The sequence below is a fragment of the Ruegeria sp. ANG10 genome (assembly GCF_040705255.1).
Taxonomy (GTDB): domain Bacteria; phylum Pseudomonadota; class Alphaproteobacteria; order Rhodobacterales; family Rhodobacteraceae; genus Ruegeria.
In genome coordinates this window covers 460,678-477,578 of record NZ_JBFCVU010000001.1, presented here as the reverse complement: position 1 = coordinate 477,578, position 16,901 = coordinate 460,678, and the positions used below count along the sequence as shown (strand labels likewise).

Here is a 16,901-nt window from a genome sequence, read left to right as displayed (position 1 = left end):
GTCCGTGATCCGTTTCCCGATCCCGCTGGGGATGCACTTTACATACGCCAACCGGCGCGCCGCTGCAGGAAATCGGCATCACAATCACTGACAAAACCGTCAATCCGCGCCATTGAATAAGTACATTCAGCAACACCACGATCCGCAACCTGTTGAAATAAAACACATCTCGGTGGCCAGGTATCACGCCATCCGTGACTATTTGCATTGGTTATACCGCCAATTCGAAGGATGAATTTTAGCTGCGCCGTGGTGGTGACTACCCCTTTGCTACGTGGAATGCCCAGACCAACGGGCGGACCGCATAACGCAAACCCATGATGGAGTCCCCCATGCTGTCCCAACTTATGGAAAGCTTACGCGCACGTCTTTTGACCACGTCCACACTGGCGCAAGAGACCAGCCGCGATGGCCAAACCCTTTTGAACAACTTTTTCCAAAGCACGGTTGTCGATGACACTCCGGCATTTGTGCTGGCCAACGATTTCTCGCGCTTGCTGAATTTTGGCGAGATTGTCACCAACAACGCCGTGGCCGCCGTGCAGGCGCAGGGTGAAGATGTCGACATCTTCAACTTTGCCTCGGGCCGGATCGAGGCAAATAACGGTCCCGAAGTTCTGGCCACCGGTGTGCAAGTGACCGGCAGCGCCGCAGTCCGAAACTTCGGAGAGATTGCCGGGGAATTTAACGGGGTGCAGTTTGCCGGGCCTGACAGCTCTGGCAGCCTGGATAATTTCCGCGGCGGCGTGATCAGTTCGGACAGTCGTGCGGTTGATATTCAGGGTCAGGGCATTGATGTCCGCAATTTTGGCGACATCATCGGCACCGGCGATCAGCGCAACGGCACGATCTATACCAACAGCACCGCCGAGGATGTTTCGATCTCGAACTTCTCGGGCGCCACGATTGACGCCGGTGAGGGCAATCAGGGCGCGGGTATTTCGCTGCAGGTCGGTGATGAGGTCGGAGACCGCGTGGAAACCGACGTGTTCAATGGCTTTGGCGCGACCATTCAGGGCCGCGGTCAGGCGGCGGCAAATACAGGTCTGGCCGGAGACGGTATCCGCATCGATGACGGTGCCGAAGGTGCCATTCTTGAAACCGAGATCATCAACAGCGGTCTGATTTCGACCGAAAGCAACCAAGGCACCGCTGCCGGCATTCGTATTGTCAATGGCGCAAATGCCGAAGGTGAGATTCTGAACACCTCGACCGGCGTGATCGAAGGCCCACGCAACGGTCTCTATATCGGTGAAGGCGAACATGATCTGGATGTACTGAACTTTGGCACCATCCAATCAGGCAGCCGCGCGGTGAATATCGACGGCTCGGGTGTTGATCTGGTCAATGGCGGTGACATTCTGGGCACTGGCGATCAGCGCAACGGTACAATCTACGCCGACGACACCGCGTTTGATTTCTCGATCAACAACCTGGCAACGGGCTCGATCGATGCAGGCGAAGGCAACCAAGGCGCTGGCGTTTCACTGTCCCTATCTGCCGAAGGCAAGAGCGAGGTCGAGGTGACCAACGCAGGCTCGATTGCCGGTCGCGGCAATGCAGGCGCTGGTCTGGGCACCGCCGGAGATGGCATCCGTCTGGAAGGTGCCCGGCTGGAAGGCGGCGGCTTTGGCCCTGCCCTGTTCACCGGCACAATCACCAACACCGGCTCGGTCACGTCCGAGGGCGCGAATGGAACAGTTGGTGCATTCCGCGCAGTGAACAACGTCAATTTTCAGGGCCAGTTGGTCAACGAAGAAACCGGCGTCTTTGCGGGTGGTCAGAACGGTGTCTACTTTGGCACGGGTGATCATTCAGGCGGGTCTTTCGTCAACCGGGGCACTGTCACCTCGGACAGCCGCGCGCTGAACATCGACGGTGAAGGGCTCGAGGTCATCAACGAAGGTGCCATTCTGGGCACCGGTAACCAGCGCAATGGCACCGTGTACGCCGATGGTACCGCCGACAACTATACCTTTACCAACACCGGTCTGGTTGACGCAGGCGAAGGCAATAACGGCTCGGCCGTCTCGCTGCAAACCGGTGATGTGTCTGGGGATGTGGTCTCGGCCGCTGTCGTGAACGAAGGCACGCTGCAAGGTCGCGGAGACGCCACAGAGGGCAACCAGGTGGGCGACGGCTTGCGCCTGTTCACCAGCCAGGATGACGCGTCCTTTGCCGGAGTTGTCGTCAACGAAGGTCTGATCGCGGGGTCCGAGGACTCGGACGCTGCGGCGGGCTTGCGCGTTGATGGCGGGTTGAACCTTGTCGGTGCCGTCCTGAACGAGGGCGAAATCCGCGGCACGGTCAACGCAATCGACGCCTCGGATGCCGGTACCGTCACCATCGTCAACGACGATGAAGGCGTGATCAACGGTAACGTTCTGCTGAGCGATGGCGACGATATCTTTGTCGATCTGGGCACCACCAATGGTGACATCGACGGTGGCGCAGGTAATGACGTTCTGATTGCCGGCGATGCCGATAATGTTCTGACCGGCGGCCTGGGCAATGACTTCATCGACGGTGGAGACGGCATCGACACGGCCGACTTCTCGGATCTGGACGTCGCGGTCGAGGTTCGTCTGGACGCCAACGGCGATGGCACCGCCACCCGCGATACCGGGTTCAACATCTCGGTCACCGATGCGGTTGTCGCGGCACCGGATCAGTTCGGGTCCAACATTGCCGATGGTGCCGGTTTTGTTGAGCAGGCGGTTCAAGGCAACCTCTACTACAACATCCACACCAACCAGTTCCCAGCGGGTGAAATCCGCGGGCAGCTATCGGTCGACAGCGACGTGACCGAAAACGGTATCCGCACCGTTAGCCTGAGTGGCGGTCTAGACGCGGCGCAAGAGCCAGGGCCGCTGTCAAACAGCGAAGCGACCGGAGAGGCCACCGTTGTCATCACGCAGAACCTGAACACTGGTGAGGTCACCTATTCCAGTGAACTGAGCGTTGTTGGCATCAGCGAGGCAGAGCTGGGCACCCCAATCCCGGGCACTGTTTCGGCAATCCATCTGCACAATGCTCCGGCGGGCGTGAACGGCCCGGTGGTGCAGGACACTCTGGTCGACGCAGGTGCAACGCTGGATGTGAATGCGACCGGGGGCACCGGTGTCATCGGTCAGGACGTTGTCGAAAACCAGTTCGAGACTGACGTGCTGCAGTCCATCGAAAACGTCATCGGCTCAGATGACGGCGACGTCATCGTCGGGAGCGATCTGTCCAACGTGCTGAATGGTGGCGCGGGCGGAGATCTGATCTCGGGCGAAGGCGGTGATGACATCCTCATCGGCGGGCTGGGACGAGACACGTTCTCGTTCGGTGAAGACTTCGGCAATGACGTGATCCAGGACTTTGAGATCGGTCGCGATCAACTGCAGTTCGGCGACCTCGGCCCCGATTTCGGCGGTGCGGTGAATGTTGCGCAGGATGGCAATGACACCCTGATCACCTTTGGCAACGAAGGCTCGGTCCGTCTGGCCGGCATCAACAGCGCAGACCTGACCGAAGACGACTTCGTCGCCTAAGCGATCCACAGCGGGGCGGTCTTGTGGCCGCCCCGCTTGCCAAACCGGAAAGGGCTATCCGATGTTCCAGAAATCCAATCCCATCAAAACCGCCTGGGGATCGCTGCGCAAAGGCTTTGTTGCGGTTGCGGTCTTCAGCCTGTTCCTGAACCTCTTGATGCTGGCCGGGCCGCTATACATGCTGCAGGTGTATGACCGGGTTCTGACCAGCCAGAACATAGACACATTGATCGCCTTGTCCGTGTTGCTGGCGGGGGTATTCATCGTCATTGCGTGCCTCGACCTGATGCGGATGCGCATTCTGGGCCGCCTGGCCGCCCGGTTCGAACTCAGCGTCGGCGCGCCCGTCCTGGGGGCCGCCATGCGCCGCCGGGTCCAAGGAGAAGCTGAGGCAGGCGAAAACCTGGTCGGGGATGTGAACGGGTTCCGCGAATTCATTTCCGGCACCACCCTGACCGCCTTTTTCGATGCTCCGTGGATACCCATCTATCTGATGGTTCTTTATGTGCTGCACCCGTTTCTGGGTCTGTTGGGTCTGGCCGGCGCGCTGACCTTGACATTGATGGCGCTGATCAACAACGCCCGATCCCGAGGCCCGATGCAGCAGGCCGCGCAGGCACGGGGGCGGTCAGACGCGCTGTTCAAGATCAGCGACAAGAATGCCGAATTGGTCCATGCGCTGGGTATGAAATCCGATCTTGTGCGCCGCTGGACCGCCCTTCAGACCGATGCGCACCAGCACAAAACCCGCGCCGCTGATCGGGTCGCCAGCTTTTCCGTTTTGTCCAAGACCATACGCATGGGTCTGCAATCGGCGGTTCTGGGGATGGGCGCGGCGCTGGCCGTGATCGGCGAGTCCACCGCAGGCGTCATGATTGCCGCCACGATTGTTCTAGCCCGTGCACTTGCACCGATTGATCAGTTGATCGGCCAGTGGCGTACGTTTTTGGCTGCGCGCGGGTCCTATAGCAAGATCAAACAATTGACCGAAGACTTCGCCGAGGCGCCTCCAAACCTGAACCTTCCCCGCGCGTTCAAATCGATGGACGTCCGCATCGCTCAGGCAGGACCGCCACTTGCGATCAATGCCACCATCAGGGCGATTGATATCAGCCTCAAGGCCGGGGACATTCTGGCTGTGATCGGCCAAAGCGGCTCGGGCAAGACCACGCTGGGCAAGATGCTTGCGGGTATCTGGCATCCGCAACGGGGAGAGGTTTTGCTCGACGGTAGTCCGATGTCGAAGTGGAACCCGGAAGACCTGGGCAAACAGATTGGATACCTGCCGCAGGATGTCGAGCTGTTCGATGGCACAATCCGCGAGAACATTGCCCGGTTCTCAACTGCGATCGACGATGCCGAGGTCTTGCGTGCCGCGCGCGAAGCAGGGGTTCACGAACTGGTCAGCGGTTTGCCTGACGGATACGAAACCAGGCTTGGCCGCGGTTTTTTCCTGTCTGGCGGTCAGCGTCAGAGGCTGGCTCTGGCCCGCGCGCTATACGGTGATCCGTTTGTTCTCGTTTTGGATGAACCCAACTCGGACCTGGATGCCGAGGGCGAACAGGCCCTGCGGGATGCATTGCTGGCCGTACAGGAGCGCGGTGGGATTGCCATTGTTATGACCCATCGCCCAGCCACGCTGCAGGCGGCGAACAAGGTGATGGTGCTGCGCAACGGCAATCAAACCCAGTTCGGCGACAAGCAGGACGTTCTGAAAGTCAATCGCCGCAACGTTCTGGACAAACCAACACAACCGGCACCCAGCCGGAAGGATGAAACTCAGATCACAGGAGCGGCCCAATGACTGACCTGGTTAAATATTCAGCCCCTCGCACTGCGGTGGGATTTCACGAGGCACAGCTGAAAGAGATTTCAGACAGTTCCCCTGGCATCGCCCGCTATGTCCTGTTCGGCCTGTTCACCTTGGCGGTTTTTGTCGGCGGCAGCGCCTATTGGGCCTTTGCCTCGAAACTGGACGGGGCCGTGGTTGCACCTGCATCCTTTGTGGTAGAGGGCCAACGCAAAACGGTCGAGCATCTGGACGGCGGCATTATTCAGTCGATCCTGGTCACAGACGGCCAATTTGTGCAGGCAGGGCAACCTCTGGTTCAGCTCGACAGCACCGAGATTAACGTGGATCTTAGCGTTCAGGGTAGCCAGTTGGGTGAGCTGTCGGTTCGCCGCGCGCGCCTGCTGGCGCAAATGAGCGGGCAGAGCCAGTTTGAAGAAACCACCGCCTTGGCTGGGTTCCGCGAAGGAATGGACCGCCTGCACTGGGTCTCACCCTACCTGACCCAGAAACAACTATTTGACGCCGAAGCCCGCGCCCGCCGGACCGAAGCGCAGATCAACGCGCAACGCATCACGGGCCTACGCAACCAGATCTCGGGTCTGGCTGAACAGCGCCACGCGGCCCGCAACCAGATCAAGATTACGCAGGTTGAGTTGTCCAACCTGGAGACACTGTTAGACAAGGGTCTTGTCGCCGTTACGCGGGTCAGCGCACGGCAGATCGAGTTGGAACGCCTGGCCGGCGTTGACGCATCGTTGCGCACCCAGATCGCCCAGGCCGAAGATCAGGTGCAGGAGTTGGAGCTGTCCCTGCTCAGCCAGCAAAAACTGCGGGATGAGGTCCTCGCCGGGGAGCTGGCTGTTGTTGAGGCACAGCTGGATCTGGTCCGACCGCAATTCGCAGGCACGCTGGCGCGCCTGAAGCGAACACAGGTTCTGGCCCCGACCAGCGGACGCGTGGTGAATTTGGAAGTGTCAACCAATGGCGGGGTGATCCGCCCGGGTGCGCCAATCATGGATATCGTCCCCGCCGATCAGGCACTGATCGTCGAGGCACGGGTCAAGACCGGCGACATCGATAAGCTGCGGATCGGTCAATCAACGCGCATCCGCCTGTCGGCCTTTGCGCAAGCGGACGTGCCCGAAGCTGTGGGGCAGATCTTCGACATCTCAGCCGATGTGCTTGAGGATGAACGCACCGGCGAAGCCTATTACAAGGCGCGGGTAAAGCTGGATGCCGAACAACCGCGCGACGTGGCCGCATTAGAACTGGTGCCCGGCATGCCCGCAGATTTGTTCGTCAATACCGGCGAACGCGCCGTCATAAGCTATCTGTCGCAACCCATCAGCGATCGGTTGGCAAAGACCTTTATCGAGTGATTACGGCTGCCTGCGCCCGCGATTTGGGCGCAGGTATTTCTAAGATCGTTGTCCCGATCCATCCAGCATCAATACGTGCTTAAGTGTCAGACGCCGTAACGCGCCATGAACATGTCCACTGCGTGCAACGCGATCTCATCAATCTCGGATTGTTTGAAATTGGTCTGAATGCCCAACGCGGCTTTGGTCCAGAAGCGAACCTTGCACAGTTCAGAGAACTGTTCGGCTGCAATCTGAACATCTTCGATAACCAATTCGCCTTTTTGTACGGCCTTTTCCAAATATTCGACCATATGACGCTGGCCATTCTGAGGCCCGGATTCGTAAAACGCCTGGCCCAATTCAGGGAACCGATCCCGCTCGGCCACGCAGATACGAAACACCTGCTGCGCGAAATCGGACACAAGAAATGCGGTTAGCTGTGTTGCCGTGATCGTCAACACTTCGCGCGCGGGTTTGGAGTCATCGATCATCGAAATGACTTTTTCAGCCATACGCTTGCATTCGGTCTGGGCGACTTCCATGAACAGCAGACGCTTGTCAGGGAAATAGCTGTAGAGCGTTGCCTTGGACACGCCCGCCGCCCGCGCGATGTCATCGACGCTGGCACCTTCGAACCCATCCGCCATGAAAACTTCTCGGGCTCCGCGCAAAACCTGATCGAATTTGCGGCCCGTGCGAAGGATGGCGGCTGTCTGAGTCATGAGCTCTCCTAGGGTTAGTGTTCCCCTCAAATTATAAACCGATCAGTACAGATACAACGATTCGCGCGTCCCGTTGCGTAACGGAATGTGAATTCTGAATGCTTTTGCCCCGCAAACACGTGGCTTCCGGTCGTTGTCGTTCAGGGCTTGCTGCGCGGTCAAACGATGCTAACACTTTGGGCATGGTCGAAATATTTCTGCGCACACTTCCGTTTTTCGCGATCATCGGCCTGGGATACTGGGCCGGGCGCAGCCGCTTTTTCACGGAAGACGCAACAGCCTATCTGACAAAGTTCGTGTTCTATTTCGCACTGTCGGCGATGCTGTTCCGCTTTGCTGCCACCCTGCCCTTTGCCGACATTTTCAACGGTCGGCTGATGGCGGGCTATCTGCTGGGCACCCTCGCCGTGTATGGTCTGGCAACTGGTGTGGCCTGGGTTCGCAGGCTTGATATTCCTACCGCAGCGGTCGAGGCCCAATGTGCCGCCATCGGAAATGTCGGCTTTCTGGGACTACCGATGCTGGCGCTGTTGTTGTCCGAGGCCGCCATTGGGCCAGTCATGCTGGTTCTGACCGTTGATCTGGTGGTGTTTTCGTCCTTGATCGTGATTTTGATCAACGCGGGACGCGACGGGCGTCTGACCCCGGCAACGTTGCGCCTGATTGGGTTGGGATTGTTGAAGAACCCAATGATCGTTTCGATTTCCGCAGGGCTTCTGTGGTCGGCTGTGCAAGTGCCCGTTCCGGCGGCACTCAATGATTTTCTGACCATTCTGGGCGGGGCGGCCACACCGGGGGCTTTGTTTGCAATTGGGGCTTCTTTGGCGTCCAAGTCCGCTGAACGCATTCAGGTTGCAGCGTGGCTGAGTTTTTGCAAGTTGGTCATTCACCCGGCTTGTGTGGCCGTGGTGCTGTTGTGGCTGATGCCAGTCGATGCCTTTTCCGCCACGGTCGCAATTGCCGCCGCGGCACTGCCGGTGGCCGGAAATGTATACATGCTGGCCGCCCATTACCGCGTCGCACCGCACCGGGCCTCAGCAGCGATCCTGCTGTCGACTGCGGTCAGTATCCTGACCGTGCCGGTGGTCATCGCCTGGGTTGGGACACTCTAAACTAGGGCGTTCAAAAAAGTGCGTGCCGTAGTCGCGTGGCCTTTACGCGGCGCTCTTGGATCGTTAGCCATAACGCGATCTAGAATTAAGGACACTGCTTGATGGAAACCCTTTCGGAAAACGCCTGTTTCGGTGGCGTGCAGGGCGTCTACCGCCATGCGTCGTCAGCCTGCCAATGCGACATGACCTTTGGTCTGTTTCTACCCGTCGAGGCCAAGGACGGCCCGGTTCCGGTTCTGTGGTATTTGTCCGGCCTGACCTGCACCCACGAAAATGCCATGACGAAGGCCGGCGCGCAGGCCTGGGCGGCTGAACAAGGCATTGCCGTCGTGTTCCCTGACACTTCGCCCCGGGGTGAAGGTGTGGCCGATCATGAGGATTACGATCTGGGCCAAGGCGCCGGGTTCTATGTGAATGCAACGCAAGGCCCCTGGGCACCGCATTTCAACATGTGGGATTACGTGGCCGAAGAACTACCTGCCCTGCTGGCGCAAAACTTCACCATCGACATGGAGCGTCAGGCGATCACCGGTCATTCAATGGGCGGCCACGGGGCGCTGACGCTCGCGATGAACCTGCCGGGTCGGTTCCGGTCGGTTTCGGCCTTCGCGCCGATTTCGAACCCGACCGGCGCGGATTGGGGACGCAAACAGCTGAGCGCATATCTGGGCGATGACGAAACAGCCTGGGCCAAGCACGATGCCTCATTGACGATGAAAGAGGTTGGCTTCGACGGTCCAATCCTGATCGACACCGGTGCCAATGATCAGTTCATCGACCTTCTGCGCCCTGAGGCGCTGGCGACAGCCATCGCGGAACGACGCCAGCAGGCAACCTATCGTTTGCAGCCGGGCTATGATCACTCGTATTTCTTTGTATCGACCTTCATGGAGGATCACATCACCTTCCACGCCGAAGCGCTGTACGGGGACTGACGGATGAGCAAATTTGACTATGACCTGATCATCATCGGGTCAGGGCCATCAGGACGTTCCGCAGCGATCCAGGCTGGCAAACTGAAACGGCGTGTGCTGGTGATTGACCGCAAGGACCGGTTTGGCGGCGTGTCGGTTCATACCGGTACCATCCCCTCGAAAACCCTGCGTGAAACGGTGCTGAACCTGTCCGGCTGGCGCGAGCGCAGCTTTTACGGGCGTTCGTACCGGGTCAAGGATCAGATCCGCGCCGAGGACCTCAAGGCGCGCCTGCACATGACGCTGGATCACGAAGTCGACGTGCTGGAACATCAGTTCAACCGCAACCACGTGGAAACCCTGAACGGTTTGGCCAAGTTCGTCGGGCCGCATGAAGTTGAGGTTGCCACCGATGCCGGCGAGACCACACGACTGACCGCGGCTAAATTCCTGATTGCCACCGGGACTAAGACCTACCGCCCCGATTACGTGCCCTTCAACGGCAAGACCGTGGTCGACGGCGATGACTTTCTGGAAATGGCCGAGATTCCGCGCTCGCTTGTCGTGATCGGCGCGGGGGTAATCGGCGTTGAATATGCCACGATGTTCTCGGCACTGGATGTGCGTGTAACCCTGATCGAGCCGCGCGAGACGTTCCTGGATTTCATCGACAAGCGGCTGATCCATGATTTTACTCATCAGATCCGTGAAAACGGCGTTGATCTGCGGTTGGGATCTGCGGTGGAAAAGATTGAGGACGCGGGCGACCATGTCGAAGTCTCGCTGGACAACGGTCGTCATGTCCGTGGCGAGATGCTGCTGTTTGCGGCCGGGCGGATGGGGGCGACCTCGGCGTTGAATTTGGATTCCGTTGGTTTGGAAACGGATCACCGCAACCGCATCAAGGTGGATCGCAAGACCTATCAGACCACCGTGCCGCATATCTACGCCACCGGCGATGTGATCGGGCATCCTTCACTGGCTTCAACCTCACTGCAACAGGGTCGCGTGGCGGCTTGTCATGCACTGGACACCCCCACCCTGCCGGAGAGCCCGTGGTATCCATATGGCATCTATTCGGTGCCTGAGATTTCCACCTGCGGCATGTCAGAAGAAGAGCTACAGGAACGAGAAATTCCATATGAGGTTGGCGTGGCGCGGTTCCGCGAAACCTCGCGCGGGCATATCATGGGGCTGGAGCATGGCATGCTGAAAATGCTGTTCTCGCTGAAAACCCGCCGGGTGCTGGGCGTGCAGATCGTGGGCGAAGGGGCGACTGAGCTGATTCATATCGCGCAAGCGGTGCTGAACCTGAAAGGCACGGTGGACTACTTCGTGCAGAATACGTTCAACTACCCGACCCTGGCCGAAGCCTACAAGATCGCCGGTCTGGACGCGTTCAACCGAATGCCGATCCCGGAGGAATTCAAGGTGCGCAAGAAACCCGCAGAACCCGCCAAGAAACAGGCCAAGAAGGCGTGACCACGCTGTATGTAGATGGCGATGCCTGTCCCGTGAAGCCCGAAGCCGAGCGGGTCACAACACGCCACAAGGTGCCGATGGTGCTGGTCTCGAATGGCGGGCTGCGGCCATCGGCCAATCCCCTGGTGCAGGTCGTCATCGTTGCGGAAGGCGCGGACGAGGCCGACAAGTGGATCGCCGAGCGTTGTGGGCCTGGGGATGTGGTGGTGACCTCGGATATCCCTTTGGCCGCCAAATGCGTTGAAGCCGGGGCACGGGTGCTGCGCCCAAATGGTGAAGCGTTTACGGCGGCCAATATCGGCCAGCAGCTGGCGATGCGCGATCTGATGGCCGACTTGCGGGCGGCCAACCCGCTGGGGGCTGGTGGCGGAGGCAAACCCTTTGGCAAAGCAGACCGATCCCGGTTTCTGGATGCGTTGGAACGTGAGTTGCGCGCGGCACTGCGCCGTTAGCTCTCCCGCCCGTCGGCGACGCATCAATGATGCGCCTTCTCCCGTTGGGCTGGGCAGCGCTGCGCGCTGCGGTTCCGCCTTGTAAATTTGGGCTGAGGTTGGTTCAGTCGGGAACAAGCAGAGATTGATTTGACAGGGGCGTAACATGCCGATTGAAGCCGTAATTTTCGACATTGGAAATGTTCTGATCGAATGGCAGCCAGAGCGTTACTATGACAAGGCCATTGGAGAAGACCGTCGCCGCGCCATGTTTGCCGAGGTCGATCTGCACGGGATGAACGATCTGGTCGATCAGGGTCACCACTTCACCGACACGATCTATGACTGGGCCGAGAAATACCCCGAATGGCGCGACGAAATCCGTATGTGGCACGACAAGTGGATTGAACTGGCCACGCCAGAAATCCCGCATTCCGTTCGCCTGCAACGGGCCCTGCGCGCAAAGAAAATCCCTGTTTTCGCGCTCACTAATTTTGGGGTGCAGAATTTCGACTATGCCACCACGGTTTATCCGTTCCTGAACGAATTTGACCGCCAATACGTCTCGGGCCGGATGCAAACGGTCAAGCCGCACGCCCCGATTTATGAGATGGTCGAGGACGATTGTGGCCTACCGCCCAGCAGTCTGCTGTTTGCCGATGACCGGATCGACAATATCGAAACGGCGCGCGCGCGGGGCTGGCAGACGCATCACTTCACTGGCCCTCAGGGTTGGGCGGAAAGGTTGGTGGCCGAAGGTCTGCTGACCCCGGACGAAGCCAAGTAGATCAGGCCGGAACCGGCGTCGCGCTGCGGTTTTCGCGAATGGGCAGGTGGACAATGGCGCTGAAGGCACCAACCGCCACCCCGATCCACCAGACCATTGTGTAATCACCATAGACGTCATACATGCGCCCGCCCAGCCAAACGCCGAGGAAGCCGCCAATCTGGTGGCTGAGGAAGATAAAACCGTACAGTGTACCCATATAGCGCAATCCGTACAGATGCGCGACCAATCCCGAGGTCAGAGGCACCGTGGCCAGCCAGAGCGAGCCCATGACAATCGAAAATACGATGACAGACATTGGTGTGATCGGCATGAGGATAAAGATCGCAGCCGCCAATGTGCGGGCGGCATAGATCGACGCCAGCAGGTATTTCTTGGGGAAGTGGTTACCGGCCCAACCAGCCAGCAAGGTGCCGCCAATATTCGCCAGCCCCACCAGCGAGATTGCCACGGCCCCCAGGGCCGAAGTGGTGGTGATGCCCAGCGAATGCAGCACACCTCCGGGTTGGATCGGACCGCACATCTCGGTCACGAAGGCAGGGAAATGTGCGGTGATGAACGCCAGCTGATAGCCGCAGCTGAAGAACCCCAGAAAGATCATCGCATAAGAAGGATCGCGGAAGGCGCGGCCCAGAATCTGGCTCATGCTCTCTTCCAGCTCGGCTTTGCTGACCGTTTGCGGTGCGCGCATGAATGGCAGCGTTAGCACGAGGGCTAGAATCGCAGCTGCAAAGACAAGAAACACCTGCTGCCAGGGCAGGAAGCTGAGCAACCATTCTGCCGTTGGTGCGCCAATCACCTGTCCGAAACTGCCCGCCGCCGTGACGATGGCCAAAGACATCGAGCGGTTCTTGTCAGACGACGCACGCCCGACCACCGCCAGCACGACACCGAAACCCGTGCCCGCGATGCCAAATCCAACCAGCCACGCATACATCTGATGCCCGAACGGCGTTATAGACCAGGCCGACAACACCATACCGGCCGCATAGGTTAATGCGCCGAGAATGATGGCTTTTCGATCGCCAATCTTTTCGGCCATTGCGGCAAAGATCGGCTGTCCAATCCCCCAGGCCAGGTTCTGAATCGCGATGGCCAGCGAGAAATCAGTGCGCAGCCAGCCAAACTCGCTGGCGATTGGAATCTGGAACACCCCGAACGACGCGCGCACGGCAAAGCTGACCGTGATGATGATACATCCGACGATCAGGATCGGGTTCAGCAGGCGTGCAGAGTGCGGCATGGGGACCTCGGGGGTATTGGTTCGGTGGACGTTAGCGAATTTGAGCAGACGGTCAAATCAGCAGATTTGCGGTCACGGATAAGGAAATTTGATGGGTCGTGGGAAATGGCCGCTTTTCAAGGCTAATCGTGGGCGCTATGGCTCGACTCCATGACGGATCTGATTTCGATTTACAACGCCCGCATTGCCGAGGGCGGCCTGACCCGGGACGATGCGCAAGAGGCCGTCCTACCCCATTTTGAACGTATTCGCGCGGCGCTGTCCGCCCCGGTTAAACGCGGGTTGTTCCGCAAGGCTCCGCCCCCGCCCGAGGGCTTGTATCTTTGGGGCGGCGTGGGGCGCGGAAAATCCATGTTGATGGATATGTTTGTCGATGCGTTGGGGGACATTCCCGCACGTCGGGTGCATTTCCATGCGTTTATGCAGGAAATTCACGCTGGTATGCACAAGGCCCGTCAGGACGGAGTCGAGGATGCCTTAGCTCCGGTGGCGAAAGAGGTCGTGAATTCGGTCAGGCTGCTGGCTTTTGACGAGATGCAGATTACCGATATCACCGATGCGATGATCGTCGGGCGACTGTTCGACCTGCTTTATGAAGACGGCGTTGTGGTTGTGACCACGTCAAACCGGCACCCTGACGATTTGTACAAAGACGGGCTGAATAGGCAGTTGTTCCTGCCCTTTATCGCCCGCATCAAGGAACAGCTTCAGGTATGGGAGCTGGTATCCCCCACCGATTACCGCCAAAACCGGCTAGAAGGCGCACCGGTCTACTTCACCCCAATCGGACCTGAGGCACGGCAGAACATTCGTGACGTCTGGACCGATCTGTCGGGCGGTGCGGCAGAACCGCTAGTCTTGCAAGTCAAAGGCCGGTCGGTCGAGCTGCCGGCCTTTCGGAACGGAGTTGCCCGGGCCACGTTCTACGATCTGTGTGGTCGCATGTTGGGCCCGGCGGATTATCTGGCAATTGCGGATGAGTTGAAGGTTCTGGTGCTGGAGGACATCCCGCGCCTGTCGCGTAACAATTTTAACGAGGCTAAACGGTTCGTCACGCTGATTGACGCCTTATATGAGGCCAAGGTCAGGCTAATTTGCTCCGCCGCTGCTGAACCCGAGATGCTGTATGTCGAAGGCGAAGGGACGTTCGAGTTTGAACGCACTGCCTCGCGACTGCGGGAAATGCAGGATCAGGACTGGGGGAAATAGGGGGCTCTGCCCCCGCCGCGCTTTGCGCGCCTCCCCCGAGGTATTTTTGGCCAGATGAAGCCCCTGCGGGCGGAGATTTTAGCCGTTTTCGCGCAAGATGTTTCCCGCCAGATACAGCGAGCCGCAGATCAGAACGCGGGCTTGTGGGTTTTCCCTGACAATTGCTTTCAGAGCGTCAGCAACACTGTCGGCGGATGTGGCAAATAGGTTGACTTTAGCCGCGGCAGCGGCCGTGTCTTCGGCACTCAGCGTTGCGGCCTCGCCAGGGATCGATACTGCGGTCAGGCTTTGGGCCTGTTTCGCGAGCGGTGCGAGGTAACCTGTCACGTCTTTGGTGTTAAGCATACCGCAGATCATATGCGTCGGGCGTTCTGGCAGTTTGGCCAAAAGATCAGCCAGTGCTACTCCGGCGGCGGCATTGTGACCGCCATCCAGCCAAAGCTCGGCTTGTGGTGCGGCCTCGACCAGGGGACCTGATTTCAAGCGCTGCATACGGGCGGGCCATTCGGCACGGGACACAGCGGACTCATAAGCGTCATCGCCCAGTTCAAGGTGCCGCAGAACAGCCAGCGCAGCGCCAGCGTTTTGCATTTGATGCGCACCCAGCAGGTTGGGCAATGGCAGGTCACGCAATCCGGTTTCGTCCTGATAGATCAGGCGCCCGTTTTCCTCATGTACATGCCAGTGCTGACCGTGGACCAATAGCGGAGCACCCAGACGTGCGGCGGTGTATTCGATGACCTCTAGCGCCTCGTCCTGTTGCGGGCCGACGATACAGGGCACACCGGGTTTGATAATGCCCGCCTTTTCGGCTGCGATCTTGCCCAGCGTATCTCCCAGAAACTGTTCGTGGTCGATTGAAACTGGCGTGATCACCGTTACGGCCGGTTCATGTATGACATTCGTGGCATCCAGACGACCACCCAACCCGACCTCAAGCAGCGTGTAATCTGCCTGCGTCCGCGCAAAAGCCAGAAGGGCTGCGCAGGTCGTGATCTCAAAATAAGTGATGTTCTCGCCATCATTGGCGGCGTAACATTCATCCAGAACCGCGGTCAAAGCGGGTTCCGAAATCAGCTCTCCGGCCAAGCGGATGCGTTCGTGAAACCGCGCAAGATGCGGCGAGGTATAAGCGTGGGCAGACAGCCCTGCGCCCTCCAACCCGGCACGGATCATCGCCTGGGTCGAGCCCTTGCCATTGGTTCCGGCGATATGGATCACCGGTGGCAGCTTGACCTGCGGATTGTCCAAAGCTGCTAGCAAACGCCAGACACGGTCCAAGGTCAGGTCAATGATCTTGGGATGCAGCGCCATCATCCGATCGAGGATGACGTCAGATGTCGGGCTGGTCATTCTTCGACCGTTTCCTCGGCTGGGGTTTCGGCCTTAGCCTCTTCGGGTTGGGGCGCGGGCAGATCGCCTTTGACCGCTGGCGGCTGGTTCATCAGCATCCGGGTAATGGTGATCAGTTCTTCACGCATCTCGGTCCGCTTGGTCACGCGGTCCAACATGCCATGATCCAGCAGGTATTCCGCGCGCTGGAACCCTTCGGGCAGTTTTTCACGGATGGTCTGTTCAATCACGCGCGGCCCTGCAAAGCAGATCAGCGCATTGGGTTCCGAAATATGAACATCACCCAGCATCGCATAAGACGCGGTCACGCCACCAGTAGTAGGGTGCGTCAGCACAACAATATAGGGCAGGTTTGCCTCTTTCAGCATTTCAACAGCCACGGTTGTACGCGGCATCTGCATCAGGCTGAGGATGCCTTCTTGCATCCGTGCGCCGCCTGCGGCTGAGAACAGAATCAACGGGCGCTTCAGTTTCACCGCCTCTTGTGCGGCGGCGATGATGGCGTTGCCGACATACATGCCCATAGACCCGCCCATGAACGAGAAGTCCTGCGCGGCGGCCACAATCGGGGTGCGTCCGATTTCGCCCCGGGCAACCAGCATTGCCTCAGACTCGCCGGTCTTTTTCTGGGCTGCTTTCATGCGATCCGGGTATTTCTTCTGATCCCGGAACTGCAGCGGATCGGTGGTTGGTGCGGGAACTTCGACCTCGGTGAAAATACCACCGTCAAACAGGTGTGCGAAACGGTCCCGCGGGGTGATTGCCATGTGGTGATCACATTGGGTGCATACATTCTGGTTTTCCGCCAGTTCACGGTGGAACAGCATCGTGCCGCATTCATCGCACTTGTGCCAAAGGTTTTCGGGCACTTCCCGGCGCGAGAAGATCGAATTGATCCGGGGACGGACGTAGTTTGTGATCCAGTTCATGTCGGAACCTTGTTTTGCGGCATTGACGTC

The 16,901-nt window shown here is 58.9% G+C and carries 13 protein-coding genes; 9 read left to right on the top strand and 4 right to left on the bottom strand.

Features of this window, described 5'->3' with window-relative positions:
* Positions 1-332: 332 nt before the first annotated feature.
* From AB1A64_RS02245 to AB1A64_RS02235, 3 genes are all read left to right on the top strand, one after another.
* Complete coding sequence (locus AB1A64_RS02245; RefSeq protein WP_366549908.1) at positions 333-3,536, top strand: CHRD domain-containing protein; 3,204 nt, start codon at positions 333-335, stop codon at positions 3,534-3,536.
* A gap of 61 nt (positions 3,537-3,597) precedes the next feature.
* Positions 3,598-5,340 (top strand): type I secretion system permease/ATPase, encoded by a 1,743-nt coding sequence (locus AB1A64_RS02240; protein WP_366549907.1) that lies wholly within the window; start codon positions 3,598-3,600, stop codon positions 5,338-5,340.
* Positions 5,337-6,707 carry an HlyD family type I secretion periplasmic adaptor subunit gene (locus AB1A64_RS02235; RefSeq protein WP_366549906.1) on the top strand — a complete coding sequence of 457 codons (1,371 nt, stop codon included), beginning with the start codon at positions 5,337-5,339 and terminating at the stop codon, positions 6,705-6,707. The genes AB1A64_RS02240 and AB1A64_RS02235 overlap by 4 nt, the downstream gene beginning before the upstream one ends.
* Before the next feature lie 86 nt (positions 6,708-6,793).
* On the opposite strand, the gene AB1A64_RS02230 is transcribed toward AB1A64_RS02235, so the two are convergent.
* Positions 6,794-7,411: a TetR/AcrR family transcriptional regulator gene (locus tag AB1A64_RS02230; RefSeq protein ID WP_366549905.1), complete on the bottom strand. Its 618-nt coding sequence runs from the start codon at positions 7,409-7,411 to the stop codon at positions 6,794-6,796.
* 182 nt (positions 7,412-7,593) lie between these two features.
* On the opposite strand from AB1A64_RS02230, the gene AB1A64_RS02225 reads away from it, so the two are divergent.
* The 5 genes from AB1A64_RS02225 to AB1A64_RS02205 all read left to right on the top strand — a co-directional run bounded on the left by AB1A64_RS02225 (position 7,594) and on the right by AB1A64_RS02205 (position 12,137).
* A complete protein-coding gene (locus AB1A64_RS02225) occupies positions 7,594-8,523 on the top strand; it encodes an AEC family transporter (protein ID WP_170350052.1) in 930 nt (309 codons plus the stop codon).
* 101 nt (positions 8,524-8,624) lie between these two features.
* Positions 8,625-9,458, top strand: a complete 834-nt coding sequence (gene fghA / locus AB1A64_RS02220) for an S-formylglutathione hydrolase (protein ID WP_366549904.1) — start codon at positions 8,625-8,627, stop codon at positions 9,456-9,458.
* A 3-nt stretch (positions 9,459-9,461) separates the two neighbouring features.
* On the top strand, positions 9,462-10,919 hold the full coding sequence (gene sthA / locus AB1A64_RS02215; RefSeq protein WP_366549903.1) for a Si-specific NAD(P)(+) transhydrogenase: 1,458 nt from the start codon (positions 9,462-9,464) through the stop codon (positions 10,917-10,919).
* Complete coding sequence (locus AB1A64_RS02210) at positions 10,916-11,371, top strand: YaiI/YqxD family protein (protein ID WP_366549902.1); 456 nt, start codon at positions 10,916-10,918, stop codon at positions 11,369-11,371. Before sthA ends, AB1A64_RS02210 begins: the two co-directional genes overlap by 4 nt.
* A gap of 145 nt (positions 11,372-11,516) precedes the next feature.
* Positions 11,517-12,137, top strand: a complete 621-nt coding sequence (locus tag AB1A64_RS02205; RefSeq protein WP_366549901.1) for an HAD family phosphatase — start codon at positions 11,517-11,519, stop codon at positions 12,135-12,137.
* Between the two features lies 1 nt (position 12,138).
* Here AB1A64_RS02205 and AB1A64_RS02200 read toward each other — a convergent pair whose 3' ends face one another.
* Positions 12,139-13,380, bottom strand: coding sequence for an MFS transporter (locus tag AB1A64_RS02200; protein ID WP_366549900.1), 1,242 nt, complete (start codon positions 13,378-13,380; stop codon positions 12,139-12,141).
* 150 nt (positions 13,381-13,530) lie between these two features.
* On the opposite strand from AB1A64_RS02200, the gene zapE reads away from it, so the two are divergent.
* Positions 13,531-14,589 (top strand): cell division protein ZapE, encoded by a 1,059-nt coding sequence (gene zapE / locus AB1A64_RS02195; protein ID WP_366549899.1) that lies wholly within the window; start codon positions 13,531-13,533, stop codon positions 14,587-14,589.
* Positions 14,590-14,667: 78 nt separating this feature from the next.
* Here the strand turns inward: zapE and AB1A64_RS02190 are convergent, their stop codons facing one another.
* The gene (locus AB1A64_RS02190) at positions 14,668-15,942 is read right to left on the bottom strand and encodes a folylpolyglutamate synthase/dihydrofolate synthase family protein (protein WP_366549898.1); all 1,275 of its coding nucleotides are present in this window, start codon (positions 15,940-15,942) and stop codon (positions 14,668-14,670) included.
* A complete protein-coding gene (gene accD, locus AB1A64_RS02185) occupies positions 15,939-16,871 on the bottom strand; it encodes an acetyl-CoA carboxylase, carboxyltransferase subunit beta (protein WP_170394651.1) in 933 nt (310 codons plus the stop codon). Before accD ends, AB1A64_RS02190 begins: the two co-directional genes overlap by 4 nt.
* Between the last annotated feature and the right edge of the window lie 30 nt (positions 16,872-16,901).

What these genes read in the sequence shown, in the direction of transcription:
- AB1A64_RS02225 (WP_170350052.1), top strand. Translation starts at nt 7,594, where the DNA reads ATGGTCGAAATATTTCTGCGCACACTTCCGTTTTTCGCGATCATCGGC.
- sthA (WP_366549903.1), top strand. Translation starts at nt 9,462, where the DNA reads ATGAGCAAATTTGACTATGACCTGATCATCATCGGGTCAGGGCCATCA.
- AB1A64_RS02240 (WP_366549907.1), top strand. Translation starts at nt 3,598, where the DNA reads ATGTTCCAGAAATCCAATCCCATCAAAACCGCCTGGGGATCGCTGCGC.
- fghA (WP_366549904.1), top strand. Translation starts at nt 8,625, where the DNA reads ATGGAAACCCTTTCGGAAAACGCCTGTTTCGGTGGCGTGCAGGGCGTC.
- zapE (WP_366549899.1), top strand. Translation starts at nt 13,531, where the DNA reads ATGACGGATCTGATTTCGATTTACAACGCCCGCATTGCCGAGGGCGGC.
- accD (WP_170394651.1), bottom strand. Translation starts at nt 16,871, where the DNA reads ATGAACTGGATCACAAACTACGTCCGTCCCCGGATCAATTCGATCTTC.
- AB1A64_RS02205 (WP_366549901.1), top strand. Translation starts at nt 11,517, where the DNA reads ATGCCGATTGAAGCCGTAATTTTCGACATTGGAAATGTTCTGATCGAA.
- AB1A64_RS02235 (WP_366549906.1), top strand. Translation starts at nt 5,337, where the DNA reads ATGACTGACCTGGTTAAATATTCAGCCCCTCGCACTGCGGTGGGATTT.
- AB1A64_RS02230 (WP_366549905.1), bottom strand. Translation starts at nt 7,411, where the DNA reads ATGACTCAGACAGCCGCCATCCTTCGCACGGGCCGCAAATTCGATCAG.
- AB1A64_RS02245 (WP_366549908.1), top strand. Translation starts at nt 333, where the DNA reads ATGCTGTCCCAACTTATGGAAAGCTTACGCGCACGTCTTTTGACCACG.
- AB1A64_RS02200 (WP_366549900.1), bottom strand. Translation starts at nt 13,380, where the DNA reads ATGCCGCACTCTGCACGCCTGCTGAACCCGATCCTGATCGTCGGATGT.
- AB1A64_RS02190 (WP_366549898.1), bottom strand. Translation starts at nt 15,942, where the DNA reads ATGACCAGCCCGACATCTGACGTCATCCTCGATCGGATGATGGCGCTG.